Here is a 25,158-nt window from a genome sequence, read left to right as displayed (position 1 = left end):
TGTGACGGACGTGACGATCAAACGGGCGCTGCTTTCGGTGTCCGACAAGAGCGGATTGGCGGAACTGGGCAAGGCGCTCGCGGCGCGCGGCGTCGAACTGGTGTCGACCGGTGGCACGGCGAAGACGCTGCGCGATGCGGGGCTCGAGGTGAAGGACGTGTCCGAACTCACCGGCTTTCCCGAGATGATGGACGGGCGCGTGAAGACGCTGCATCCCAAGGTGCATGGCGGCCTCCTCGCCGTGCGCGACGATGCCGATCATGCCGCTGCGATGGACGAGCACGGGATCGGTGCGATCGATCTCGTCGTGGTCAATCTCTACCCCTTCGAAGCGACCGTGGCGAAGGGCGCGGAGCGGGACGAGGTGATCGAGAACATCGACATCGGCGGGCCGAGCATGGTGCGCTCCGCCGCGAAGAACCACCGCTATGTGACCATCCTGACCGATCCCGCCGATTACGACACGCTGATCGAAGAGCTGGAAACGCAGGACGGCGCGACCGGCACCGATTTCCGCAAGCGCATGGCGGCCAAGGCCTTTGCCGCGACCGCCGCCTACGACGCGGCGATTTCGCAATGGTTCGCCTATGCCGATCAGGGCGAGATGTTCCCGGCCAGGCGCGCCATGGCGAGCAGTCTCGCGGGCGAATTGCGTTATGGCGAGAACCCGCACCAGAAGGCCGCGCTGTATGTTCCCCAGCGCGTCGTCGCCAAGGGTCTGCCCCAGGCCGAACAGGTCCAGGGCAAGGAGCTTAGCTACAACAATTACAACGACGCCAATGCGGCGCTGGAGCTGGCGGCCGAGTTTGCGGGCGGCGATCCGGCCGTCGTGATCGTCAAGCACGCCAACCCCTGCGGCGTGGCGCAGCGCAAGAATTTGATCGATGCGTGGACCGACGCGCTCCATTGCGACAGCGTTTCGGCGTTCGGCGGGATCGTGGCGACCAACGTGCCTTTGGATGGCCCGACCGCCGAAGCGATCTGCCAGATCTTCACCGAAGTCGTGGTCGCGCCCGGCGCGGACGATGCGGCGCGCGCAGCCTTTGCGAAAAAGAAGAATCTGCGCCTCCTCATCACCGATGGCCTCCCCGATCCGCGCCGCCCCGGTGTGACGCAGGTGGTGATCGCGGGCGGGCTGCTGGTGCAGACGCGTGACAATGGCGCGATTTCGGAAGAGGATCTCAAGATCGTCACCAAGCGCCAGCCGAGCGAGCAGGAGCTGAAGGACTGCCTGTTCGCCTGGACCGTGGCGCGCCACGTCAAGTCGAACGCCATCGTCTATGCCAAGGACGGCGCGACCGCCGGTATCGGCGCAGGCCAGATGAACCGCCGCGATTCCAGCCGCATAGCCGCGATGAAGGCGAAGGAAGCCGCCGAGACCTACGACTGGGCCGAACCGCGCACCAAGGGCAGCGCGGTCGCTTCGGACGCGTTCTTCCCCTTCGCCGATGGCTTGCTGGCGGCAGCGGAAGCGGGCGCGACCGCGATCATCCAGCCGGGCGGATCGATCCGCGACGAGGAAGTGATCGCCGCTGCCGACGAGCACGATCTGGCGATGGTCTTCACCGGGATGCGCCACTTCCGGCACTGACGGCTCGCTTTGGCGGGCCGGACGCTCGCCTCGCCGCGCGTTCATCAAACTTGCAGATTTTATTAAGCCGGTGGAAATCGCCGGTCGCGTATCCACATGGGCAAGACGCAAGAAAGATAAGAATCATGCCCCTCTTCACCTCCGACCTCTATCGCAATTTCGGCATCGGCTTCCTGCTCGGCGGGATTGCCGTGGCGCTGACCAATCCCGGCCTCGGCCAGGCCGTCACCACGCTGTTCGCATGAAGATTCGCTCCTCGCTCCTCGCCGCCGCGACTCTGGCTCTCGCCGCCTGCGGAACCGCCAACGCCGCCGAAGTGGTCGCCGCGCCTCAGGCCGAGCGCACCGCCAAGGAAAGCGGCCTCAAGACCGCGATCTTCGCGGGCGGATGCTTCTGGGGTGTCGAAGGCGTGTTCAGCCATGTGAAGGGCGTGAAAAGCGCGGTGTCCGGCTATCACGGTGGGACCAAGCGTCAGGCGAATTACGATCTCGTCTCTTCGGGCATCACCGATCATGTCGAAGCAGTGAAGGTCACCTACGATCCTTCGGTTATCCGCTACGATCAATTGCTGCGCATCTTCTTCTCGGTGATCGCCGATCCGACGCTGAAGAACCGCCAGGGCCCCGATCGCGGCGCGCATTACGATGCCAAGCTGGTTCCGATGTCCGACGAGCAGGCTGCCGTGGCAAAGTCCTACCTCGCGCAGATGAAAAAAAGCGGGAAATGGTCGAAGCCGATCGTGACGGACGTCGTACGCGCACAAGCCTTCTATCCGGCGGAAACCTATCATCAGGATTTCGCGGCGAAGAATCCGAACCACGGCTATATCCAGCGCTGGGATGCACCCAAGATCGCGGCGCTCAAGCGTCTCTATCCCGGCGTCTACAGCGCCAGCTTCCAGCGCGACTGAGGCGGGCCGCAAGCCGCCGGTCCCGCTTGCAGGCGGGAGCCGCGCGGCCTACCTTCCCTGCATGACGCATCACAACCACGGACATGAAGAGCACTCCGGCGAAGCGCTGACCGAAGCCGCGCGCGGTTCGCTGACCGAAGCGGGCGAACAATGGACCGGCATGCGCCAGGCCGTGTTCGAAGAGCTCGCCCGGCACGAAATTCCTGCCTCCGCATACGATATCGCGGACAATCTTTCGAAAACGCGCGGCAAGCGCGTGGCGCCCAACAGCGTCTATCGCATCCTCGACCTGTTCGTGCGTACCAATCTCGCCAATCGCATCGAAAGCGCCAACGCCTATCTCGTCAACACCCATCCCGGTTGCCGCCACGACTGCATCTTTCTGATCTGCGACGATTGCGGGCGCGCCAGGCATCTGGATGACGGGCGCGTCACCGGGGCTCTGCGCGAGGCAGGCCATGATGCGGGCTTCGCCGATGTCCGCCCGGTGGTGGAATTGCGTGGGTTATGCGACAATTGCGCTGCGTGACGAAAGGCTGAGCGTCGCTTCATTTCCCGCTCACGAAATGCTCATGCCGCGCCGTTAGCACCCCTTATCGACAGGGCCGAATGGCGGGTATAAGGGTGGGTGTTATGAATTCACCGCCCAAGACCCCCCTGCTCGACACTGTCGATCTTCCCTCCGACCTTCGCCAGCTCAAGAAGGACCAGCTGCGCCAGCTGTCCGATGAATTACGCAGCGAGATGATCGACGCGGTCAGCACCAGCGGCGGGCATCTCGGCTCGGGTCTCGGCGTGGTCGAATTGACCGTGGCTATCCATTACGTGTTCGATACGCCCAACGACAAGCTCGTCTGGGATGTCGGCCACCAGTGCTATCCGCACAAGATCCTGACCGGACGGCGGGATCGCATCCGCACCCTCCGCCAGGGCGGGGGCCTCAGTGGCTTCACCAAGCGCAGCGAGAGCGATTATGATCCCTTCGGCGCGGCGCATTCCAGCACCTCGATCAGCGCGGCTCTGGGCTTCGCCATGGCGAACAAGATGCAGGACAAGCCCGGGCGCGGCATCGCGGTGATCGGCGACGGCGCGATGAGCGCGGGCATGGCCTACGAAGCGATGAACAATGCCGAACAGGCGGGCAATCGCCTGGTCGTGATCCTCAACGATAACGACATGTCGATCGCGCCGCCGGTGGGCGGCCTCTCCGCCTATCTCGCGCGCATGGTGTCGAGCAGCGAATATCTGGGCTTGCGCACCATGGCCTCGAAGATCGCCAAGAAGCTCGGCCGCCGCGTCTGGGGCGGGCTCGAAAAGGCCGAGGAATATGCGCGCGGCATGGCGACGGGCGGCACTTTGTTCGAAGAGCTGGGCTTCTATTATGTCGGCCCGATCGACGGCCACAATCTCGAACATCTCATCCCGGTGCTCGAAAACGTGCGCGACAGCGAGCAGGGTCCGGTGCTGATCCATGTCGTGACGACCAAGGGCAAAGGGTACGCCCCTGCCGAAAACAGCGCCGACAAATATCACGGCGTGCCGAAATTCGATGTCGTCACGGGCGAGAAGGCCAAATCCAAGGCCGGGCCGCCCGCCTATCAGAACGTGTTCGGCGATACGCTGGCAAAGCTCGCCGAAACCGACGATCGCATCTGCGCCATTACGGCTGCCATGCCTTCGGGAACGGGCGTCGATCGCTTCGCGCAGGCGCATCCGGACCGCGCCTTCGATGTCGGCATTGCCGAACAGCATGGCGTCACCTTCGCCGCAGGGCTCGCCGCGCAGGGCATGCGCCCCTTCGCCGCGATCTATTCGACCTTTCTCCAGCGCGCCTACGACCAGGTGGTGCATGACGTGGCGATCCAGAACCTGCCCGTGCGCTTCGCGATCGACCGCGCAGGGCTGGTCGGCGCGGACGGCAGCACCCATGCCGGATCGTTCGACGTGACCTATCTGGCAACCCTGCCCAACTTCGTGGTGATGGCCGCAGCGGACGAAGCGGAATTAGTCCACATGACCTATACCGCCGCCGAATACGACGAAGGCCCGATCGCCTTCCGCTATCCGCGCGGCAATGGCGTGGGCGTGGAAATGCCCGAAACGCCGCAGAAGCTGAAAATCGGCAAGGGGCGGATGATCCGCGAAGGCTCCAAGGTCGCGATCCTGTCGCTCGGCGCGCGCCTCGAAGAAGCGAAGAAAGCCGCCGACCAGCTGGAGGCCAAGGGGTTGTCGACCACGGTCGCCGACATGCGCTTCGCCAAGCCGCTCGACACCGATCTGATCGAGAAACTCATGCGCAGCCACGAGGTCGTGGTCACGGTCGAGGAAGGCGCGGTCGGCGGTCTGGGCGCGCATGTCCTCACCTTCGCAAGCGATACCGGGCTGACGGACAATGGCCTCAAAGTGCGCACCATGCGCCTGCCGGACGTGTTCCAGGATCAGGACGATCCGATGAAGCAGTATGACGAGGCGGGCCTCAACGCGCCGCAGATCGTCGATACGGTTCTGGCGGCGCTGCGACACAACAGCACTGGCGTCGAGGAAGCGCGGGCTTGACGGATCTGCTGCGGATCAAGCGCGAAGGGCACGTCACCACCCTAACGCTCAACCGTCCCGACAACATGAACCCGCTCGGAGCATCGGGCGACGGGGACGCCTTCGCTGCGGCCTGCGATGCGATCAACGGCGATATCGACGTGCGCTGCGTGATCCTCACCGGAGCTGGGCGGGCCTTCAGCGCGGGCGGCGACATCAAGGCGATGAAGGAAAAGACCGGTAATTTCGGCGGCACTGCGCCGGAAATCGCGGACGGCTATCGCAACAACATCCACAAGCTCCTGCGCGCGCTCTACGGATTGCGCGTGCCGCTGATTGCGGCGGTCAATGGCCCGGCCATCGGGCTGGGATGCGATCTCGCCTGCCTTGCGGACATGCGCATCGCCAGCGAGCGCGCGAAGTTCGGCGTCACTTTCCTCAAACTGGGCATCATTCCCGGCGATGGCGGCACCTGGATCCTGCCGCGCATCATCGGCGAGGCGCGGGCGGCGGAGCTTTTCTATACCGGCGATGTGATCGATGCCGATACGGCGCTCGACTGGGGCCTCGTCAGCCGGGTGGTCGAAGCCGATACGCTGACCGACGAAGCGCGTGCGCTGGCCGCGAAAATCACCGCCATGCCGCCGCATGCCTTGCGACAGGCGAAGAATCTGATGCGGCAGGGGCGCGGAACCAGCTACGATACGGCGCTGGAAATGGCCGCGAATGCGCAGGCGCTGATGCACACCACTGCCGACCATGCGGAAGGGGTCGACGCGCTGCTCGAGAAGCGGCCTCCGCGCTTTACCGGCGCCTAGCTCACCCGATCCAGCGCCAGATACCGGCAGGGATGCCGCCAGCCCCGATGTGGAGCCAGGTGACGCCGAGCCACCCGGCAATCCCCACCAGCCACAGGAGCGAACTCACTCCGGCAAGGCGCGTCCAGCGCGGCCAATAGCTGGTCCGCTGCTCCCACCCCGCCCAATCGGCACCCATCAGCGCTTCCTTCTTATGATCCTGCAGGCGCGCGCCGATCAGGGCCAGGATCAGGATAGCGAGCGCGACGATCACCGTGCGCCAGCTCCACCACAACACGATGTGCGATATCGCCCACAGGGCAAAACCCCACATCATGGGATGACGGGTGACTGCGAACACGCCTGCGGGATTGCGCGCCGCCGCTTTACGTGCGCCGGGTGCGGGGAGGGCGGGATTGCCTTTTAGCGAGCCGAGGAAGAGCACCAGCGCCGGCAGAGTCAGGATGGTGGCGACGATCCAGCCCACTGTGCCGCTGCCGCCCAAATCGGCGCTGGGCGCTTGCTTGAAAGCCAGATACATCCAGGCCATGCATCCCGCCGCAACGAGGCTGTAGATCCCGCGAAACGCGCCTTCGCCCATCATGGCGACCAGCGGCGCGCGCAAGGAGTGCGAGAGGGCGAAATGCGTGCCCACCAACGCGATCGAGGCGGCGGCGAGCGAGGTCAGCGGGTCCATGGTGTGGTCTCCCCAAGGTTTCCGCGACCCGTGATCCGATCTAGTCGCCCGGTATGTCGATCAGCTGGACCTTGAACAACAGCGTCGCGCCGCCGGGGATCGGCCCCTTGCCGGTCGGACCGTAGCCGAGATCGGCGGGCACGGCGATTTCGATCGTGTCGCCCACGCCCATCAGCGGGATCGTTCTCTGCCAGGCGGGGATCAGGCGACCGAGCGGAAAGGTTGCGGGCTCACCCCGTGCAAAGGAGCTGTCGAACACTTCGCCATCGGTGAAAGTGCCTTCGTAATGCACTGTCACCGTGTCGGCGACGCTGGGATGCGCGCCACTGCCGTCGCCTTCCGTGCGGCGCCAGCGCAGCCCGCCATCGAGGAAGCGCCAGCCATCCGCCGCATCCAGCCCGGCCAGATAGGCCTGCTGGCCGTTCATCCAGGCGATGTCCTGCGACCGGTCCGGCCCGGCTTCGGGCGCAGTCTGGGCGATGGCGGCATAGCCCCCTACCGCCACGAAGGCCGCGGCGAGCGTCAGGATCGTCGATCGCATCTCGCTCACCAATCGTAACCCTTGGGCAGGTCGCTGGTGTCGAGATCGCGATAGCGATCCTTGAGGCGGCTCTGGTGGTTTTCGAGCGGCTGTTCGACCCCGTCGATGAAGACCCGCGTGGGCATGGAACCGACTTCCAGAGGATCGCCGTCCCACATCACGACGTCGCCCATGCCGCCGGGCGTCAGCATCCCGGCTCGGCCGGACAATCCGCTGATCTGCGCCGGGACCGATGTGATGGTGGCAAAGGCCTGGCCCCAGCTGAGGCCATCGGCACCCGGCACGCGCGACAAGGCGACCAGATTGCCCGCATACTGGTTGAGATTGCGCGGATTCTCCATCGCGGCAGCGTTGATCGCCACGCGCACGCCCGCTTTGACCATGCGGCCGATATTTGACTGAGTGGAGGCCAGCTCCTCGAAATTGGTGGGCAGATCGTCCAGCCCGTCGGCGATCACCGGGACATTGGCCGCCGCGATCTCGCGCGCGACCAGCCAGCCTTCGCTTGCGCCCACCAGCACCATGTCGAGGCGCGGGAAATCGCGTTTCAGCGCCAGCGTGGCGAGGATATCGGAGGCGCGCTCCACCATGACGTAAAGCTGCTGCTCGCCCCGCACCACCGGGACCAGCGCAGCGGCATCGAAGCGGGTCAGGAGCGAATCGTCGCCGCGCTGCGTCTGGTTGTCGGCGAGGCGCGGATCGATCGGCAGATCGTCACCCGTGCTCTGTTCCGCCGGGCGCGAGGCGACGCCAGGGATCTGTCCGTCCTCTCCGAACTGGTTCGCTTCGCGAAGGGCGTTGCGGAACAGGGCATGCGTGCTCGCCCGGCTGCCGCCCGCGAGCCGCGCGCCGCTTTCGCCGAGCGTCACGACCTGAAAGGCGCGCGCCCGCGTGATCGGGTTCATATCCGCGCCCAGATCGATGATCGATCCCTGCCCGCCGAAGATCGAGCTTGCGGGCATGGTCACGCTCGCCGCGCGGGTCACGCCCGCGGCGCGGTGGACCAGGATGTGCTGCGAATTGGGATTGATCGCGGGTGCGGCATCGAGCGCGGCGCTGAAAGGCGAATTGCCCGCGCTGGTATCGTTCGATTCGCTGACCGCGCCGACATCCCACAGGCCGAGCGAGGTGACGCTGGCGACGAGGCCGGGCGTCACCCAGCTGCCGGCGCCGTCGATCGTCTGGACGCCAGCGGGCACGGCCACGCCGGTGCCTGCCGCGACCACCTTGCTGCCGCGCACGACGACGGTCGCATTCTCGACCGGATCGCTGCCGTCGCCGGTCGCGACAGTGGCATTGGTGATGGCGAAATCCTGCGCGGCGAGAGGGCCGGCGAGAGCAGCGGCAGCGCTGGCGAGGAGAAGCGCAAACTTCTTCATTTCACGTCTCCTTCACCCGGCTGGCCGAGCTCGAAATCGCTCACCGGCCTGCGCTTCCTGTCCATCGCGTCGAACAACAGTGCGCCGTCGACCCAGACCTTTTCGGGCCGCGAATAGACCGACAGCGGATCGCCGTTCCACAGCACGACATCGGCCATCTTGCCCGCCTCTAGGCTGCCGGTCATGCCCTCGATCCCCATCGCCTTGGCGGCGTTGTAGGTGAACCAGCCGACCACTTCGGCATCGGGAATATCGATCCCGGCGCGCCGCCCGGCGGCCTGTGCCTTGGCGGCTTCCTGATTGAGGCGCTGGATGCCGTTCGCATCGTCGGAGTGGATCACGACGCAGGCGCCCGCCTGGCGCAGGAAGGCCGCGTTTTCGAGAATGCCGTCATAGGCTTCCATCTTGAAGCCGTACCAATCGGCCCAGATCGCGCTGCACACGTCGTTTTCGCGCAGCAGATCGCCGATCTTGTAGGCTTCGACCGCGTGGTGGAAGGCGGTAACCTTGTAGCCCATCTCCTTGGCCATATCCATGACCAGCGCCATTTCGTCGGCGCGGTAGCAGTGGTTGTGGATCAGGATCTCGCCGTCGAGCACGCCCTTCAGCGTCTCCTTGCCGAGATCGCGCTTCTTGCCGTCATAGGCCTGAGCATCGAGCCACATCTGGCGGTTGACCGCGAAATTACCCATGCGGGTCGACGGCATCCGGCCCCTGCCGCCATAGACGCGCTTGGGATTTTCGCCGCACGCCATCTTCATGCCGTAGGGCGCGCCGGGGAACTTCATGCCCTGCACGGTGCGCGAGGACACGTTCTTGAGCGTGACCGAGCGCCCGCCGGTGAGGTTGGCGGAACCGGGCAGAATCTGGAGCGCCGTCACGCCGCCATTGGCGAGCGCGCGGGTGAAACCCGGATCCTGCGGCCAGACCGAATGTTCGGCCCAGACTTCGGGCGTCATCGGGCTGGTCGCCTCGTTCCCGTCCGAATGCGCGTCCACGCTGGGCGTGGGGTAGTCGCCGAGATGCGAATGGATGTCGATCACGCCGGGAGTGACGAATTTGCCCGCCCCGTCGATCCGGTCATAGCCTGTCGTCGCCAGCGAGGCATCGCCCACGGCGACCACCTTGCCATCGCGGAAAAGCACGGTGCCGTTGTCGATCCGCTGGCCGCGCCCGTCATAGATCGTCGCGCCGACCAGCGCGGTCGGGCGACCGGGATAGGGCTTGTAGGTCGAAGCGTAGGGCGCTTCGCCGTTCGCAGTGGTGGGCGCGCGGGTCGATGCCGTCTCGCCCCCTTCACCGGTCGTGCTGCACCCGGCAAGCGCGGCGGCGGCGATCAGCCCCAGCGCGGTGAGCGGCGTCTTCAGATATCTGGCCATGAAACCCCATTCCCCTGAGCCCCTTTCTCGGGGCCTGAATCAATAGGGCCGGAGCATCGCGCCCCGGCCCCATATTGGTCAAGTCCGTTCGTCCGATATGCGACGAATTGCGACAGCTCGGATCAGCGGTTCTGCTCGTGAACGCCCGGCGCCTGCGGATTGGTCGACGGGTGAAGGCCACCTTCCTGCGCTTCGAGACCGGCGCCCGCCTGACCTTCGAGATCGTCGCCGACATCGTCGTCGCGGATCGTGTCGAGGTGCAGCAGCTTCTTGACGAACGGGCTGAGGACCATGACGCCGACACCGATGCCGACTGCCCACCAGCCGACGGTCCCGTAGACGTCGAGCACCAATTGCTTGCCCGCCTCTTCCCCGACGCCTTCCGCGCCGGTCGCCGAAGCGATCAGGCCAGCGGCGAAGTTACCCGTCGCGGACGCGAAGAACCACGTGCCCATAACAAGCGACGCGATGTGCGCCGGGCTCAATCGGTTCATCGCCGACAGACCGACTGGGCTGAGGCACAATTCGCCGGTCGTGTGCAGCAGGTAGATAAGGAAGATGAAGATCACGGGCGTCGGCACGTTCACGCCGACACTCTTCGCGCCCCAAACCAGGACCAGGAAGCCGAGACCGACCTGGACGACGGCGAGGCCGAACTTCATGGGCGTGCTGGGCTCCGCGCCCTTCGCGGCGAGCTTCTGCCACAGAATGGCGAACAGCGGGGCCAGCAGCACGATGTAGATTGCGTTGACCGACTGGAAGATCGAGGCGCTGACGCCCTGCGTATCGACATGGCGGTCGGTGAACAGGTTGAGGCTGGAGCCCGCCTGTTCGAACAGCGCCCAGAACACGATCGAGGTCAGGATCAGGAACATCGCCGCGAAAATGCGGTCGCGTTCGTGGAAGGTCTTCACCAGCGATTGCTGGATGAGGACGCCGATCAGAACCACAAGCGAAGCGCCAGCGGCGTAGGGCGCGGCAGCGCCACCCTGCGATGCTGCGATCAACGAAACGATCAGACCGACCGCACTCGAGATATAGACGAAGAACGGCACCGTCGGCGCCTGCTTCCACGAGCCATAGGCCATCTGGAAGGTCACGATGGCGAGAACGTAAGCCACCAGCGCGCCGCCGAAGCCGCCGAGAAGGACGCCGACGAGTTCCTGATACTGGATGGCCAGCCAGCAGAGTGCGACCATTCCCAGGCCCGCCGCGTAGATCAGATATTCCTTGCCGCCAGCGATACGTTCCGGGTGCTGCGGTTCACCCTTGCCGAGCAGCAGGGGTTTGCCGATCACGAAGAAGACGAGGCCGATCAACATGCCGAAACCGGCAAGGCCGAAGCCGTATTCCCATCCGACCGTCTGACCGAGATAGCCGCAGATGATCGATGCGGTCGCCGCGCCGACGTTAATGCCCATGTAGAAGATCGTATAAGCCGGGTCGCGGCGAATATCGGTGCGCGAATAGAGCTGGCCGACGAGCACCGAGATATTCGCCTTCAAGAAGCCCGAGCCGACGATGATCAGTGCCAGAGCCAGCCAGAAGACGTTGAGCATCGGGTTGTCCTGGCCCAACGTTCCATCACCTTCAAAGGCCATGAAGAAGTGGCCGAAAGTCAGCAGCACGGCGCCGAACAGCACGGCCTTGCGCTGGCCGACATAGCGGTCGGCCAGATAGCCGCCGACGACCGGGGCGATGTAGACCAGCGCGGTGTAGGCGCCGTAGATCACCGAAGCTTCGCTGTCGGAGAACAGCCAGTGCTGGACGAGGTAGAAAATCAGCAGGGCGCGCATGCCGTAATAGGAGAAGCGCTCCCACATTTCGGCCATGAACAGCAGGAACAGGCCCTTGGGGTGCCCGATGACCTCTTGCTGCGGGCGGGTGACGAGGACCATCCCGCCGATCAGAAACGATACCAGCGCAATCACTGCGATGCGGAAGGCCCACATCTCGTACGCGGAACCGAACGTGAAAAAGGCACCTTCGACCATGAGTATCCCGTATCCCTAATTTTTTCGGAGCGCACTGCGACGTTGCGCGACCGCTCCTCCCCGAAGAAACGCGCAACCTAACGGGTTCGGCGCGCATGTGAAGCCTTAGTTACAGCGGCAACAGATTTCGTATCGGCCTGAGGCACTCCCTTCGGAGTTAGGGATGCCCACGGCGTACAAAATTGCGTAAAGTACGGAAACCTTGCGCGCCGCGCTGTATTATGGCACTGAGGCGGCCTTCGGTCGCTCGCCATTGGAATCCGCGATGAAAAACCAGTCCCAACCCGTCTATCTCAAACTGCGCGACCAGATCGCCGCCGCGATCCTCGATGGGCGCTATGCCGAAGGCGCGATGCTTCCGTCGGTGCGCGCGCTGGCGGCGGAACAGGGGGCCAATCCCCTGACGGTCGCCAAGGCCTATCAGCAATTTCAGACGGATGGGCTCGTCGAAGTCCAGCGCGGCGTGGGCATGTATGTGGTCGAAGGCGCGACCGAGCGGCTCAAGGCATCCGAGCGGCGCCAGTTCGTCGAAGAGGAATGGCCCGCGATCCGCGAACGGATCGATCGGCTTGGCCTGGACGCCGAGGATCTGCTTTCGCCAGCCTGAGACAGCGCGAGCTCTGCCAACGCGTCATCCTAGGCCGCAGGCGATTGCAAATCGCGTATGCAATGCGTATCAGCGCGGGAAACGCCGAGCGGGTCGCTTGCAAAGATCCGGGCGCGGTGTTGCAATGGGTCGCGAAAATTACGGGCATGGGTGGGGCCATCCTGGCACGCCGGGAGCATTAGATGATACGATCCGAATTGCTGAATACGCTTGCCAAGGACAATCCTGGCCTCAAATCCGAAGAGATCGAACAGGTCGTCGATATATTCTTCGATGAGATCGCCCAACGCTTGGCCGAAGGCGGTCGCGTGGAATTGCGCGGTTTCGGCGCATTCTCGACGCGCGAGCGCGCGGCGCGCACCGGGCGCAACCCGCGTACCGGCGAGTCGGTAGACGTTCCGGCCAAGCGCGTGCCCTATTTCCGCCCCGGCAAGGAAATGCGCCGCGCCCTCAACGACGAAGAATAGGCGCGCGCCCATACGCGAGATTGCGGCCATCGCGCCCGCGCGCTAGGCGGTGACCCATGGCGGGTGTGGCGGAATGGTAGACGCCGGGGACTTAAAATCCCCTGTCCTTTGGACGTGCGAGTTCGAGTCTCGCCACCCGCACCATTGCGCCAGCGGCAGCGATTTTCGCCGTTGGGCGCCCGTCCCGCTTACTCCATTTTAACCTGGCTTCTATAGAAGATGTTGGTGTGGTCGGCCGCATCCGGTGGACTGATTTGGTGCTAAGAAACAGGGACTTGCGGCACTATGGGCTATCCGGAAGCGAATTTTGAAAAGGCTGAGGTCGAGACGCCGAATCGCGATCAGCGCGGCGCGACTCGCTACACCTCGCTGATTCGCTCGGCCAAGCTCATCTGCGGTTCGGGAGAATTCGTCTGCGTGATTCGCGACGTTTCGGCGACCGGGATTTCGCTGCGCACCTTTCACCGCTTGCCGAGCGGGGACCGTATGGCGCTGGAATTGCCGAACGGCGATGCGTTCGAGCTTCAAAAGGTTCGGTCCGAGGGGCGGGAGGGGAGCTTCACCTTCCTGACGCCCGTTCCGGTCGAAAAACTGATCCGCGAAGCGCCCGATTATCCTAAGCGCCAGCTACGCCTCAATATCGAAATGCCGATCGAGGTTTCCTGCCTGACCGGGCGCGGACAGGCGATCACGCGCAACCTGTCTCAACAGGGCGCGTGCATCGATTGCGACGTGCCCCTTGCGATCGCGCAGACCGTTAAACTGACCAGCGGCGATCTGCCCGAAATCCGCGCCAAGGTCCGCTGGCGGCGCGCGCCCGAATATGGGCTGGTGTTCGACAACACGTTCTCGCTATCCGATTTCGCGCGCATGGCCGCATCGATCCAGAGCCCGGTTCTGCTGTCGGACTAAGGCCGACGCAATCAAGCGGGGCGGAAATCCATCGCCACGCCGTTGATGCAGTGGCGCTTGCCGGTCGGTTTCGGGCCATCGTTGAAGATATGGCCCAAATGTCCGCCGCAATCGGCGCAATGGACTTCGGTGCGCGGATAGCCGAGCTTGAAATCGCGGCTGGTGCCGACGCCGCCGGGCATCGCATCCCAGAAACTGGGCCAGCCCGTCCCGCTTTCGAACTTCGTGCGCGAGGAATAGACCGCGTTGCCGCAGCCCGCGCAGGCATAGACGCCCTTGCGCTTTTCCTCGTTCAGCGGGCTGGAATAGGGCCGTTCGGTCCCTTCTTCGCGCAGGACGGTGAATTCGGCCTTCGTCAGGCGCTTCTTCCATTCCGCCTCGCTGCGCGCGACGGGGAAGCTCTTGGCCTGGGCATCGCTGCCATGGGCGGCGAGCACGGCAGTGGCCGCGCCGGTCCCGAGAATGCCGAACAGGCCGCGGCGATGCGTGGTGTAGGTTTTCGTCTTGGTCATGGTCGTCACTTTAGACGAAGGGTCCTGAACCCATGCTTGATCGCCGAAAAACCCGGATCAATCAGAACGTCGACACCTGGACTTCCAGCTTGCGGAAGCCATGGACGAAATTGGCGCGCACCCGCTCGACATCGCCCACCACATCGACGCGCAGGCGCCGCTTGTGCATTTCTTCGAGCAGGATCTTGAGCTGCAGTTCCGCCAGCCGCGCGCCGACGCAGCGGTGGATGCCGTAACCGAAGGCGATATGCCGCCGGGCATTGTCGCGGGTGAGGTCGAGCGCGTCGGGATTTTCGAACACGTCTTCGTCGCGATTGGCGCTGAGATACCACAGGACGACCTTGTCGCCCTTCCTGATGGTCTGGCCGAACACCTCGGTATCCTCGGTGCAGGTGCGGCGCATATGCGCGAGCGGGGTCTGCAGGCGCAGCATTTCCTGCACCGCATTGGGAATGACCGACGGGTCTTCCTCGAATTTCCGGCGCTCATCCGGGTTCTTGTCGAGCTGGTAGACGAAGCCGCTCATCGAATTGCGGGTGGTGTCGTTACCGCCCACGATCAGCAGCACCAGATTGCCCATGAATTCCTCGGGCCGCATCTGATTCATCGCTTCGGAATGGATCATCATCGAGATGAGATCGTCGCCCGGCTCGGGGTCCTGCATCCGCTCGGCCCAGAGCGACTGGAAATAGGCGCCCATTTCGTGGAGGATTTCCCAGCGCATCTTGTCCAGTTCGCGCACCGAAGCGAGCTCGGTATCGCCCGACCAGTCCGACCAGAAGGTCAGCAGGCGGCGATCCTCCCAGGGGAAGCCGAACAGAATGGCGAGCATGCCGGTGGTGAGTTCGATCGAGACATGATCGACCCAGTCGAAGGTTTCGCCGTGGGGCAGGCGGTCCAGCACTTCGCCGGTGCGCTGGCGGATCTCGGACTCCATCGCGGTCATCGCGCTGGGGGTGAATTTCGGCGCGACGGTGCGGCGCTGGCCGGTGTGCTCGGGCCGATCCATGGCGATGAACATCGGCAGCTCGCGCCGATCGACGCCTGCCTCGGCCAGTTCCTCTTCGCTCAGACGGTTGAGAATGGTGATCCCGCCATGCTCCCAGCTTGAGGAGAACGTCTCCGGCAGGGCCTCGATATGCTGGATCGCTTTGTGTCCGACGACCGCCCAATAGGGGCCGAAGGGGCTTTCGGGTATGTAATGCAGCGGCCCGGCCTCGCGCATTTCGCGGAAGATCGGATGCCAGGTGTTATCCGCGTAGATGTCGCTGCGGCTGACATCCCATTTGTGCGGATGGCTGAGACGCTGTTCGGGATGCTGATCGAAATGCGATTTGAGCGCTTCGTAGGCGCTCGGTTCGCGGCGGACTTCCGGCCGCTGAATGGGGGCGGTGGCCATGATCTCTCTCCGTCGGCGGCGACTCCTTGGCGGTCGCTCGTCCTGGCTTCGCATCCTGCCGCAACTGACATGGGTGTCAACAGGGTTGCGATTGAAAACCCAATCCGGTCCCCGCAGCGTCAGACGGCAGGCGCGCCCTTGTTTTTCGGCTTGCGGCCGGCAGGCCCCGATTTCATCACCTTGCGCCGGAACAGGCGCGCGCCCACCCGCACGAAGATCGCGACCCACATGACCTGCCAGACCAGCGCGAGCAGATGGGGCCACAGTGCTGCCGATTGCGCCGCGCGGCCCACCATCGCGTAGGGCGAGGATAGCGGGAAGATGCAGGCGAACAGCTCCATCGGCGATCCGATATCGGTCATCGCGAAAGTCGCCAGGAAGAACACCGCCAGTTGCGCGATGGTGGCGGGCATGGACAGGGTCTGCACATCGCGCACCGTCGCCGCCATCGAGCCGACGGTGAGGAAGATCGACCCGATCAGGAGATAGGCGAGCGCGAAATAGACGACGAACAGCGCGACGAAGAGGGGCCAGCCGATTGCGGGCGCAACCAGCGCAGGGATCGCCGCCCCGCCGAGCAGGATGGCCACGCCTGCAATCGCGCCCCACACCGCCAGACCCACGAAGCTGACGCCGAGCATGGCGAACAATTTGCCCACGAACACGGCATCCATCGGAATCGCGGCGGCGAGGATTTCGATGATCTTGTTGGCCTTTTCCTCGACCAGATTGGACAGCACCATTCCGGCCAGCAGCATGGTGAGCAGGAACAGGAGCGTAATCCCTGCCGTGGCGGTCCCGGTCTGCGCGGTGCGCGCGCTGGCGACGCTGCTGCTGGTGGGATCGAGCACGACGCTGGGATAAGTCGCGCTGTCACGCATGGCACGCGCAGCCAGCAGAGCGACGCGGCCGCGCCACCGCTCGATCTGGTCCGGCGTTCCGGTAAGGCGCGGCGCGGCGAGCGACCCGGTCAGGACCGCGCCGAAATTGCGGTCGCGATCTTTCAGAAGCGCACGTGGCTCCGTATCGTTCGCGCGCACCGCCTCGACGATCGGCAGGTCCACCAGTGGCGCGAGTTCGGCATAGGCGCGGCGCAGATCGGCGGTTTCCTGCGGCGACAGGATCACCGCAAGCCGGGCCGGTTCCGCGCTGCCCGCCGCCTTCGCGCCGAGCATGCCTGCGCCGAGGCTTATTCCGCCGAAGAAGATCGGGCCGAGCAGGAAGAGGAGGAAGGCCTTGCTGAACAGGATCGCCCGCATGTCGCGCCGGGCGATCACCCAGGCGGCCTGCCACAGGGAAAGACGCGAAGCGGTCATGCCGGCACCTCGTCCTTCATCGCCTTCGCCGCTGCCGCGCCTGCGATTTCGACGAAGGCATCGTGCAGCCCGGCCCGCTCGATGGAGAGCGACAGCACGCCCGCTTCGCCTTCGATCAGGCGTTTCAACAGGGCCTCGATCCCGCCCGCAGGCAGGGGGAAATACCAGAAATGGCTCCCATCCGTCTTCGGATCGTGCCGTGCATCATCGGGGAGCGCGGTGCGCCATGCGCCTTCGGCTCGGCGCGTTTCCAGCCGCACCTGCGCGGGAATGCGATCGCGCGCGGCATCGACCGATCCGGCATAGGGCACCTTGCCGCCTGCGATGATCGCGACATCATCGCACAACCGCTCGGCATGGTGGATGACATGGGTCGAAAAGATCACCGTCACGCCGTCGGCGGCGAGCTCGCGTATCATCACTTCCAGCTTGCCCTGATTGATCGCATCAAGGCCGCTGAAGGGCTCGTCGAGCACCACCAGACGCGGGCGATGGACCAGCGTGCCGAGCAGCTGGACGGTCTGCGCCATGCCCTTCGATAATTGGCGGATCTGGCGGTCCACCGCGTGGCCGAGGCCGTGCGCTTCCATCAATTCGCGCCCGCGCCTGCGGCCTTCGTCCAGCGGCAGCCCCCGCAGCGCGCCCATGAAGGCGATCGCCTCGTCGCATTTCATCGCCGGATACAGGCCGCGCTCCTCGGGCAGGTAGCCGATCAGGCGCGCGATATCGTGCGGGCGGTCATGGCCGAAGACGCGCCGAACACCCTCGTCCGGGTCGATAATGCCCAGCAGCATTCGCAAGGTCGTCGTCTTGCCGGCGCCGTTGGGGCCGAGAATACCGTAGATCGCGCCCTCGGGCACCGAGAGGTCCACGCCGTCCACTGCCAGCGTATCGTCGAAGCGCTTGACGAGGCCTTTTGCTTCGATCGCCAAAGTCTCGATTAGGGGAGTTTGCGCTTGGGTTGCCATCCGGGTGCAGGTAACCGGCACGCGTGAACCGGAGCAACAGCAGATTGGTTAACGCCACGTCTTTTCAGGAGGATCTGCGCGCCGAAGCGACGGCGCTCGGCTTCGCGGCCTGCGGATTTACGAGTGCGGCCACCGATCCTCTGAATGGAGAGCGGCTGGAGCAATGGCTGGGCGAAGATCGCCATGGCTCGATGGAGTGGATGGAAGCGAGGAAGCAGCAGCGCGCCTCCCCGCAAGGCCTCTGGCCCGACGCGCGGAGCGTGATCGCATTGGGCATGAGCTACGCGCCCGGGGGCGATCCGCTGGCTCTGGAGAGCGATGCCGAAGCCGCGCGCATCTCCGTCTATGCGCAGGGGCGCGATTATCACGACGTCGTGAAGAAGGCGCTGAAAGCGCTCGCCCGCTGGATGATCGCGCGCGAGCCGGAGAGCGAATTGAAGGTCTTCGTCGACACCGCGCCGGTGATGGAAAAACCGCTCGGGCAGGCGGCGGGGATCGGCTGGCAGGGCAAGCATACCAATCTGGTCAGCCGCAATCACGGCAGCTGGCTGTTTTTGGGCGCGATCTACACGACACTCGATCTCGCCCCCGACGCGCCCGGCCGCGACCTATGCGGATCGTGTCACAAGTGTCAGGACGCCTGCCCGACCGACGCTTTTCCCGCGCCTTACCAATTGGATGCGCGGCGCTGCATTTCCTATCTGACGATTGAGCACAAGGGGCCGGTGGCGGAAGAATTCCGCGCCGCTTTGGGCAACCGCATCTATGGCTGCGACGATTGCCTGGCGGTCTGCCCCTGGAACAAGTTCGCCGATACGGCGCACCGTCATCTGAAGCTCGCCCCGCGCGAAGAGCTGGTCGCGCCCCGCCTCGCCGAATTTCTATCCTTCGACGATGCGGGGTTCCGACAGTTTTTCTCCGGCTCTCCGATCAAGCGGATCGGGCGAGAGCGGTTCGTGCGAAACTGCCTCTATGCGGCGGGAAACAGTGCGAATCCGCACCTGCTCAAGCAGGTCGAAAATCTGCGCGGCGATCCCGATCCTGTGGTGCGGGATGCGGCGGACTGGGCTGCCGCGCGGCTCAGAGAAGCTCCTTGAGCGGAACCTCGCCGTCCGCCAGCAGCTCCGGATCGATTTCGGCGCGTGCTTCGATCAGTTTCTTGCCCTGGACGTAATCCTTGACCCGGTTGACGCAATCGAGCGCGATCACGCGGCCTTCCTTCAGATAGACGACCGAAAAGCTGCGCGCTTCGGGATCGCCGCGCAGCACCGCTTCGTCATGATCGAGCGAGAGGCCGACCGTCTGGAGCTTGAGATCATACTGGTTCGACCAGAACCAGGGCACGGCCTCGTAAGGCTGCTTGTCGCCCATGATCGCCTTCGCGGTGCAGGTCGCCATGTCGTGCGCATTCTGCACCGATTCCAGGCGGATCACCGCATTGTCGGCGAAGGGATTGGCATGCGCCGCGCAGTCGCCGATCGCGTAGATATCGTCCACGCTGGTGCGGCAATATCCGTCGACGTCCACGCCGTTCGATCCCGCCGCGCCTGCGGCGATCAGCGGGCCGACCGAGGGGACGATGCCGATCCCGACCACCACGATGTCGCAGGCGATCGCTTCGCACGCATCCGTGATGACGGCGGCAACTCGCCCATCCTTGCCCTCGATCCGTTCGACTGCGGTTTCCAGCCGCAGGTCGACGCCCTGGCGGCGGTGTTCCGCTTCGTAGAAGCCGCTCAATTCCTCGCCCGCGACGCGGTTGAGCACGCGGCGCTGCGCTTCGAGAACCGTGACTTCGCAGTCGAGCTTGCGCAGGATCGCTGCCGCCTCGAGCCCGATATAGCCCCCACCGACCACTACCGCGCGGCGCGCGCCGGTTTCGAGATCGGCGCGAATGGCATCGACGTCCATGCGGTGGCGCACCGAATGAATGCCCGCAAGGTCCGACCCGGGACATGACAGGCGGCGCGGATCGCCCCCGCCAGCCCAGATAAGCTTGCGATAGCCGATCCGTCGCCCGTCACCCAGAACGACTTCCCGCGCCATCGCATCGACTTCGGAGACGTTGACGCCCAGTTCGACCGCAACGCCCTTGTCCTCCCAGAAGGAGGGCGGACGGATCAGGATACGCTCAAGCGGCTTGTCGCCGGCGAGATATTCCTTCGACAGCGGCGGGCGCTCGTAGGGCGGGGTGCGATCGCGGCTGAGCATGAGGATCGAATCCTCGTGCCCCTGCTGGCGCAGCGCGATGGCGGCCTGTGCGCCGCCATGCCCCGAACCCACGATGACGATATCGGCTCTCTCCATGTCGGCGGGGATTGCCGTTTGGGCGCCTGCGGTCAAGCCGCGCCTACCGACCGAGCAGGTTCCGGGCCATGCTGGCGATCTGGGCCAGCGCAGCCGGAGCGACCGGGTTTTGCGCGTGGGCGCGGTTCACCATGGTGCGGAACTGGCGCACCGCCACCTCGTTCTCGCCCGTCCATTTCTCGATCATCGCCGGCATGTCGTCCTTGGCGCCCTTGCGACGCGACAGGCGGCGCAGGAAGTCGATCCGCATCTGCTGGAAATCGCGCGCGAGCCCGGCGACGAGCAGGCGTTCCCACACATCCGAGGGATCCATCATCGCCGAGGTCGCCTGCGCCCAGTCGAGGCCGAGGGCAGCGCCCAGCTCGGTAAAGGCGCGGGTCAGCGAGCAGGTCTCGATCTCCTGATCGCGCGACAGCTTGGCAAGGCCGACCGAGCCGTCCATCTCGAACAGATGCGCCACGCGTGCCGCCAGAGGGGCGGGCGCGCCGATCGCGGCCATTTCGCCGATCAGCTTGCCCGATTGCTGGCGGGTTTCTTCTGCCAGCAGATTGTCGGTCTCTTCGCTCAGGCGTTGGACGCCTGGGCTCAGTTCTTCGAGCACGGTTCCGAAATCGCCGCTGCCGACGCCTGCGCCGATCAGGTCGGCCATCTGGATGCGCAGACCGCGCGCCGCCTGGTCGAACAGCTGAAGCCGCGCGGCCTCGGGCATGTCGGCCGTGTCGATCTCGGCCCAGAGCGCTTCCATGTCGAACAGCCGCGATGCGACCATGAAGGCCGCAGCCACCTGGTCGAGCGTGGCGCCTTCCTCTTCGGCGAGCTCGAACGGATGGACGAGACCCATGCGATTGACGATCCGGTTGGCGAGCTTGGTCGCCACCAATTCGCGGCGCAGACGATGGCTGAGGATTTCCTCGCGGTATTTGGTCTGCATCGGCTCGGGGAATGCCGAAAGGAGCAACGGTTCGAGCGTTTCGTCCTGGCTGAGCGGGCTCTTTTCGATCGAGTCCTGAAGGGCGAGTTTGGTCGAAGACAGGAGCACGGCGAGCTCGGGGCGAGTCAGGCCCAGGCCGTCGCTTGCGCGGCGCCCAAGCGTCTCATCATCGGCGAGGCCTTCGGTCCGCCGGTCAAGATTGCCGCCTTCCTCCAGCTTTTCGATCAGGCGTAATTGCGCTTCGGCCGCGCGCGAACCGCCGATTTCCGCGATCGAGAGGGCGAGCGCCTGCATCCGGTTGTCTTCCAGCACCAGCTCGGCGACTTCGTCGGTCATCGTTTCGAGCAGGGCATTGCGCTTCGGCTCGGACAATTTGCCCGCCCGCTGCGCCGCGGCCAGCGCGATCTTGATGTTGACCTCGTTATCCGAACAATCGACGCCGGCCGAATTGTCGATGAAGTCGGTGTTGATGCGCCCACCGTCCAGCGCGAATTCGATCCGGCCCGCCTGCGTCACGCCCAGATTGGCGCCTTCGCCGATGACCTTGGCGCGGACATCGCCCGCATCCACGCGCACCGCATCGTTGGCGGGATCGCCGACCTGCACGTTGTTCTCGCGTTCGGCCTTGATGTAAGTGCCGATGCCGCCGAACCAGATCAGATCGACCTGCGCCTTCAGGATCGCGGAGATGACCGCGTCGGGCTCGTGCGTCGCTTCGCTGAGGCCCAGCGCCTTTTGCGCCGTCTTGGACAGGGTCACGCTCTTGGCGTCGCGCCGGAATACGCCGCCTCCGCGCGAGATCAGCTTGTCGTCGTAATCCTCCCAGCTCGATCGCGGCAGGGCGAACAGGCGCTGGCGCTCCGTGAAGCTTGCCTTGGGATCGGGATCGGGATCGATGAAGATATGGCGATGGTCGAAAGCTGCGACCAGCTTGATCGCTTTCGACAGGAGCATGCCGTTGCCGAACACGTCGCCCGACATGTCGCCACATCCGACGACCTCGATCGGCTCGCTCTGCACGTCGACGCCCATTTCGCGGAAATGCCGCTGGACGGATACCCATGCGCCCTTGGCGGTGATGCCCATCGCCTTGTGGTCGTATCCGTTGGAGCCGCCGCTGGCGAACGCATCGTCGAGCCAGAAGTCGCGGCTCTGAGCGATGCCGTTGGCGACATCGGAGAAGCGCGCCGTGCCCTTGTCTGCGGCGACGACGAAATAGGGATCGTCGCCGTCGAGGATCCGGACGCTGTCGGGATGCACGACTTCGTCGTCGACGATATTGTCGGTGACCGACAGCAGCGTGCGGATGAAGACTTCGTAGCTGCTCTGGCCTTCCGCCGCCCAGCCATCGCGGTCGAGCACGGGATCGGGCAATTGCTTGGGATAGAAGCCGCCCTTCGCGCCGGTGGGCACGATGACCGCGTTCTTGACGCGCTGAGCCTTCATCAGGCCGAGGATCTCGGTGCGGAAGTCGTCGCGCCGATCGGACCAGCGCAGGCCTCCGCGCGCCACCGCGCCCGCGCGCAGGTGAATGCCTTCGACCCGGCGCGAATAAACGAAGATTTCGCGCCAGGGGATCGGTTTGGGCAGATTGGGGACGAGCTTGGAATCGATCTTGAACGCCAGTGCCTCGCCCGCCGCCGGAGCGAAGGCATTGGTGCGCAGGATCGCGTCGATCAACGCGCGATAGAGGCGCAGCAGGCGGTCGTCGTTGATCGCGTGAACCTTGGCGAGTCCGCGCTTGATGGCGGCTTCGGCATCCGCGATGGCATCGTCCCGGTTGGACCCGAATTCGGGATCGTGGCGCGCGGTGAACAGCGCGATCAGCGCGCGGGTCACGTCGCGGGCACCGCTCAGCGCATCGACGACGGTGAAGATCGTGAATCCCATGCCGGTCTGGCGCAGATAGCGATAGAAGGCCCGCAGCCAGTTCGCTTCGCGCGCGGTCAGTCCGGTTTCGGCGACAAGGCGATTGAAGCAGTCGTTTTCCGCTTCGCCGTTCAGAACGGCAGCGATCGCTTCCTCGATCGCTTCGGCACGATCGACCAGCGTTTCGGCCTCGATACCCGGATTCAGGCGCAGCGCGAAATCGTGGACCGTGCCCAGGCGGCCATCGTCGAGAACGGTCGGCATCTCCGACTGGACGTGAAAGCCGAAATTTTCCAGCGCGGGAACCGCGTCGGACAAAGGCAGGCTGCCTTCGGCCTGATAGAGCTTGAGGCGCAGGGTTTCGGGATCGCCGCTCTGCCCCCGATAAAGGCGGGCGCCGCGCTGGCGCGTTTCGCCATGCTCGCTTTGGCCCTCGGCATGCGTGCCCAAAGCGCGTAGCCGTGCGATATCGAGCGCGGCTTCCGACGCACCGAAGCGCCCGCGATAGGGGGTCGGAAACGATTCGGCCCAGCGCAGCGCGATGGCCGCGGCACGGCTACCTTCGAATTCCTTCGCCAATTCGGTCTCGACCGCTTCGGTCCAGCCGCGCAGCATGGTTTGCAATTGATCGTCGAGCGCCTTGGCGTCGATCTCTCCCTCGCCGTCGCGAATATCGAGGACGAAGCGCAGCATGGCGAGATTGCCGCCTTCGACCTCAAGGCTCCAGTCGAGCATGCGGGCATCCGCACCCTGTTCGAGCAGGGCCTGGATTTCGAGGCGAACCTGCGTCGCCAGCATGTCGCGCGGCAACCAGACGAAGGCGAACAGATGGCGCGAAAGGGGCGCTTCGACCAGCGCGAGGCGCGGGCGCGGACGATCAACCAGCGCCATCATATTGGTGGCGATGCGTTCAACGTCCCGTTCGGCGAAACCCACCAGGAGATCGTGCGGCAGCGTGGTCAGCGCATGGACCAATGCCTTGCCGGCATGGCCGTTATAATCGAAATCGAGCCGCGCTGCGATCGAGGCGAGCAGATCCTTCAGGCGCGGCACCGAACGCGGCGGCGCGGCGAGCGCGGCGCTGGTCCAGACCCCGGCATGGATGGAAAGCGCGGCGACCTTGCGCCCCTTGCCCTCGCCCTCCCAGCGCGGGACGATGAACAGGTCGAGCGGCACGCGGCGATGGACGTTGGCGACGCGATTGGCCTTGATGATCAGCGGAACGCGCGTGTTCTTCGCATCCTCGAACCAGGCGAAGGCGCGATCGTAGGAATTTTCGGCGAGCAGATCCTGAGCGCTCTTGCGCACGATGCCGAGCGCTTCGGTGGTCTCGCCCTCTTTCGTGCGGACCATATGGCCGAGTTGGGTGAGCATGCCCTGGTTGAGCCAGCGCAGCATTTCCGCGCCCTGTTCGCCTTCCTCCCCGAACGCTTCGATCGCGTCCGCATCGGCCAGCATCGCGCTTTGCAATTTGGGCCAGTCCTGAACCGCCGCGCGCACATCGCCCAGCGTTTCCTTAAGGCTCGCCAGAAGTTCGCGGCGCTGACGGGCATCGACGCGCGAAGTTTCGATGTAGATCATCGATTCGTAGAAGGCGTCGTCGGGATCGCTATCGAGAATGGTCTCGAGGCTGCGGTCGCTGCCCCGCACGACCGGCACCACCGGATGGACCAGCCGGTCGATCGACAGACCGCTCGCGGCGATGGCGGCGGCGGTGGAGTCGACCAGGAATGGCATATCGTCATTGACGATGGCGATGCGCATGAAGCGCCGCTCTTCGCTGAGGGACTCCAGCGCGATGGCGGAGCGGTTCATGTCCCGCGCCGCTCCGGCTTCGAGGACGAACCGCGCGGCTTCGTGCAGTCGGTCCTTGTCCATCGGATCGTCGCCCGGGAGCAGCGAACCACGCATGCGTTCGGCAAGCTTTTCGACCAGCTTGGAATCGATGGCGGGCGCCTGCCCGTCGGTCTGTTTCGGGGCGGCTTGCTTGGAACCCATAGAACCTCTCGGCGGGCGCGCCGGAAAGGGCGGCCCGGTCTCTCCTGAC

General features: G+C 64.9%; 20 protein-coding genes and 1 tRNA gene. 10 read left to right on the top strand and 11 right to left on the bottom strand.

What is annotated here, in order from left to right; translation table 11 throughout:
* Window position 1: 1 nt before the first annotated feature.
* The 5 genes from purH to J7347_RS09950 all read left to right on the top strand — a co-directional run bounded on the left by purH (window position 2) and on the right by J7347_RS09950 (window position 5,854).
* Window positions 2-1,591: a bifunctional phosphoribosylaminoimidazolecarboxamide formyltransferase/IMP cyclohydrolase gene (gene purH / locus J7347_RS09970; protein ID WP_209161907.1), complete on the top strand. Its 1,590-nt coding sequence runs from the start codon at window positions 2-4 to the stop codon at window positions 1,589-1,591.
* A 241-nt stretch (window positions 1,592-1,832) separates the two neighbouring features.
* Window positions 1,833-2,501, top strand: coding sequence for a peptide-methionine (S)-S-oxide reductase MsrA (msrA, locus tag J7347_RS09965; protein ID WP_209161906.1), 669 nt, complete (start codon window positions 1,833-1,835; stop codon window positions 2,499-2,501).
* A gap of 61 nt (window positions 2,502-2,562) precedes the next feature.
* Window positions 2,563-3,030: a transcriptional repressor gene (locus J7347_RS09960; RefSeq protein WP_067683050.1), complete on the top strand. Its 468-nt coding sequence runs from the start codon at window positions 2,563-2,565 to the stop codon at window positions 3,028-3,030.
* 104 nt (window positions 3,031-3,134) lie between these two features.
* Complete coding sequence (gene dxs, locus J7347_RS09955) at window positions 3,135-5,057, top strand: 1-deoxy-D-xylulose-5-phosphate synthase (protein WP_209161905.1); 1,923 nt, start codon at window positions 3,135-3,137, stop codon at window positions 5,055-5,057.
* Window positions 5,054-5,854, top strand: coding sequence for a crotonase/enoyl-CoA hydratase family protein (locus tag J7347_RS09950; protein WP_209161904.1), 801 nt, complete (start codon window positions 5,054-5,056; stop codon window positions 5,852-5,854). Before dxs ends, J7347_RS09950 begins: the two co-directional genes overlap by 4 nt.
* Before the next feature lies 1 nt (window position 5,855).
* Here J7347_RS09950 and J7347_RS09945 read toward each other — a convergent pair whose 3' ends face one another.
* The 5 genes from J7347_RS09945 to J7347_RS09925 form a co-directional block, all read right to left on the bottom strand.
* The gene (locus tag J7347_RS09945; RefSeq protein ID WP_209161903.1) at window positions 5,856-6,530 is read right to left on the bottom strand and encodes an NnrU family protein; all 675 of its coding nucleotides are present in this window, start codon (window positions 6,528-6,530) and stop codon (window positions 5,856-5,858) included.
* Window positions 6,531-6,570: 40 nt separating this feature from the next.
* A complete protein-coding gene (locus J7347_RS09940; protein ID WP_209162091.1) occupies window positions 6,571-7,071 on the bottom strand; it encodes an FKBP-type peptidyl-prolyl cis-trans isomerase in 501 nt (166 codons plus the stop codon).
* A 5-nt stretch (window positions 7,072-7,076) separates the two neighbouring features.
* Window positions 7,077-8,450: an amidohydrolase family protein gene (locus tag J7347_RS09935; RefSeq protein WP_209161902.1), complete on the bottom strand. Its 1,374-nt coding sequence runs from the start codon at window positions 8,448-8,450 to the stop codon at window positions 7,077-7,079.
* On the bottom strand, window positions 8,447-9,829 hold the full coding sequence (locus J7347_RS09930) for an amidohydrolase (protein WP_209161901.1): 1,383 nt from the start codon (window positions 9,827-9,829) through the stop codon (window positions 8,447-8,449). Before J7347_RS09930 ends, J7347_RS09935 begins: the two co-directional genes overlap by 4 nt.
* 122 nt (window positions 9,830-9,951) lie before the next feature.
* Window positions 9,952-11,823 (bottom strand): peptide MFS transporter, encoded by a 1,872-nt coding sequence (locus J7347_RS09925; RefSeq protein ID WP_209161900.1) that lies wholly within the window; start codon window positions 11,821-11,823, stop codon window positions 9,952-9,954.
* A gap of 265 nt (window positions 11,824-12,088) precedes the next feature.
* On the opposite strand from J7347_RS09925, the gene J7347_RS09920 reads away from it, so the two are divergent.
* From J7347_RS09920 to J7347_RS09905, 4 genes are all read left to right on the top strand, one after another.
* A complete protein-coding gene (locus J7347_RS09920; protein WP_209161899.1) occupies window positions 12,089-12,430 on the top strand; it encodes a GntR family transcriptional regulator in 342 nt (113 codons plus the stop codon).
* A 182-nt stretch (window positions 12,431-12,612) separates the two neighbouring features.
* Window positions 12,613-12,897 (top strand): integration host factor subunit beta, encoded by a 285-nt coding sequence (locus J7347_RS09915; protein WP_067683068.1) that lies wholly within the window; start codon window positions 12,613-12,615, stop codon window positions 12,895-12,897.
* Window positions 12,898-12,956: 59 nt separating this feature from the next.
* A tRNA-Leu gene (locus J7347_RS09910) sits at window positions 12,957-13,041 on the top strand.
* A gap of 141 nt (window positions 13,042-13,182) precedes the next feature.
* A complete protein-coding gene (locus J7347_RS09905; protein WP_209161898.1) occupies window positions 13,183-13,809 on the top strand; it encodes a PilZ domain-containing protein in 627 nt (208 codons plus the stop codon).
* 11 nt (window positions 13,810-13,820) lie between these two features.
* On the opposite strand, the gene msrB is transcribed toward J7347_RS09905, so the two are convergent.
* The 4 genes from msrB to J7347_RS09885 form a co-directional block, all read right to left on the bottom strand.
* Entirely contained in the window at window positions 13,821-14,321 is a 501-nt protein-coding gene (msrB, locus tag J7347_RS09900; RefSeq protein WP_209161897.1) for a peptide-methionine (R)-S-oxide reductase MsrB, read from the bottom strand.
* Between the two features lie 61 nt (window positions 14,322-14,382).
* Window positions 14,383-15,720 (bottom strand): cytochrome P450, encoded by a 1,338-nt coding sequence (locus tag J7347_RS09895; RefSeq protein WP_209161896.1) that lies wholly within the window; start codon window positions 15,718-15,720, stop codon window positions 14,383-14,385.
* Window positions 15,721-15,839: 119 nt separating this feature from the next.
* On the bottom strand, window positions 15,840-17,036 hold the full coding sequence (locus tag J7347_RS09890; RefSeq protein WP_209161895.1) for an ABC transporter permease: 1,197 nt from the start codon (window positions 17,034-17,036) through the stop codon (window positions 15,840-15,842).
* On the bottom strand, window positions 17,033-18,004 hold the full coding sequence (locus J7347_RS09885; protein WP_209161894.1) for an ATP-binding cassette domain-containing protein: 972 nt from the start codon (window positions 18,002-18,004) through the stop codon (window positions 17,033-17,035). Before J7347_RS09885 ends, J7347_RS09890 begins: the two co-directional genes overlap by 4 nt.
* 23 nt (window positions 18,005-18,027) lie before the next feature.
* Between J7347_RS09885 and queG the strand changes: the two genes are divergently transcribed.
* Entirely contained in the window at window positions 18,028-19,101 is a 1,074-nt protein-coding gene (queG, locus tag J7347_RS09880; RefSeq protein WP_348521602.1) for a tRNA epoxyqueuosine(34) reductase QueG, read from the top strand.
* On the opposite strand, the gene J7347_RS09875 is transcribed toward queG, so the two are convergent.
* A complete protein-coding gene (locus J7347_RS09875; protein ID WP_209161893.1) occupies window positions 19,085-20,311 on the bottom strand; it encodes an FAD-dependent oxidoreductase in 1,227 nt (408 codons plus the stop codon). The genes queG and J7347_RS09875 overlap by 17 nt on opposite strands.
* Before the next feature lie 43 nt (window positions 20,312-20,354).
* Entirely contained in the window at window positions 20,355-25,109 is a 4,755-nt protein-coding gene (locus tag J7347_RS09870; protein ID WP_209161892.1) for an NAD-glutamate dehydrogenase domain-containing protein, read from the bottom strand.
* Between the last annotated feature and the right edge of the window lie 49 nt (window positions 25,110-25,158).

Source organism: Erythrobacter sp. A6_0 (assembly GCF_017744235.1).
Classification (GTDB): Bacteria; Pseudomonadota; Alphaproteobacteria; order Sphingomonadales; family Sphingomonadaceae; genus Qipengyuania.
This window is presented reverse-complemented; position numbering and strand designations above follow the sequence as displayed.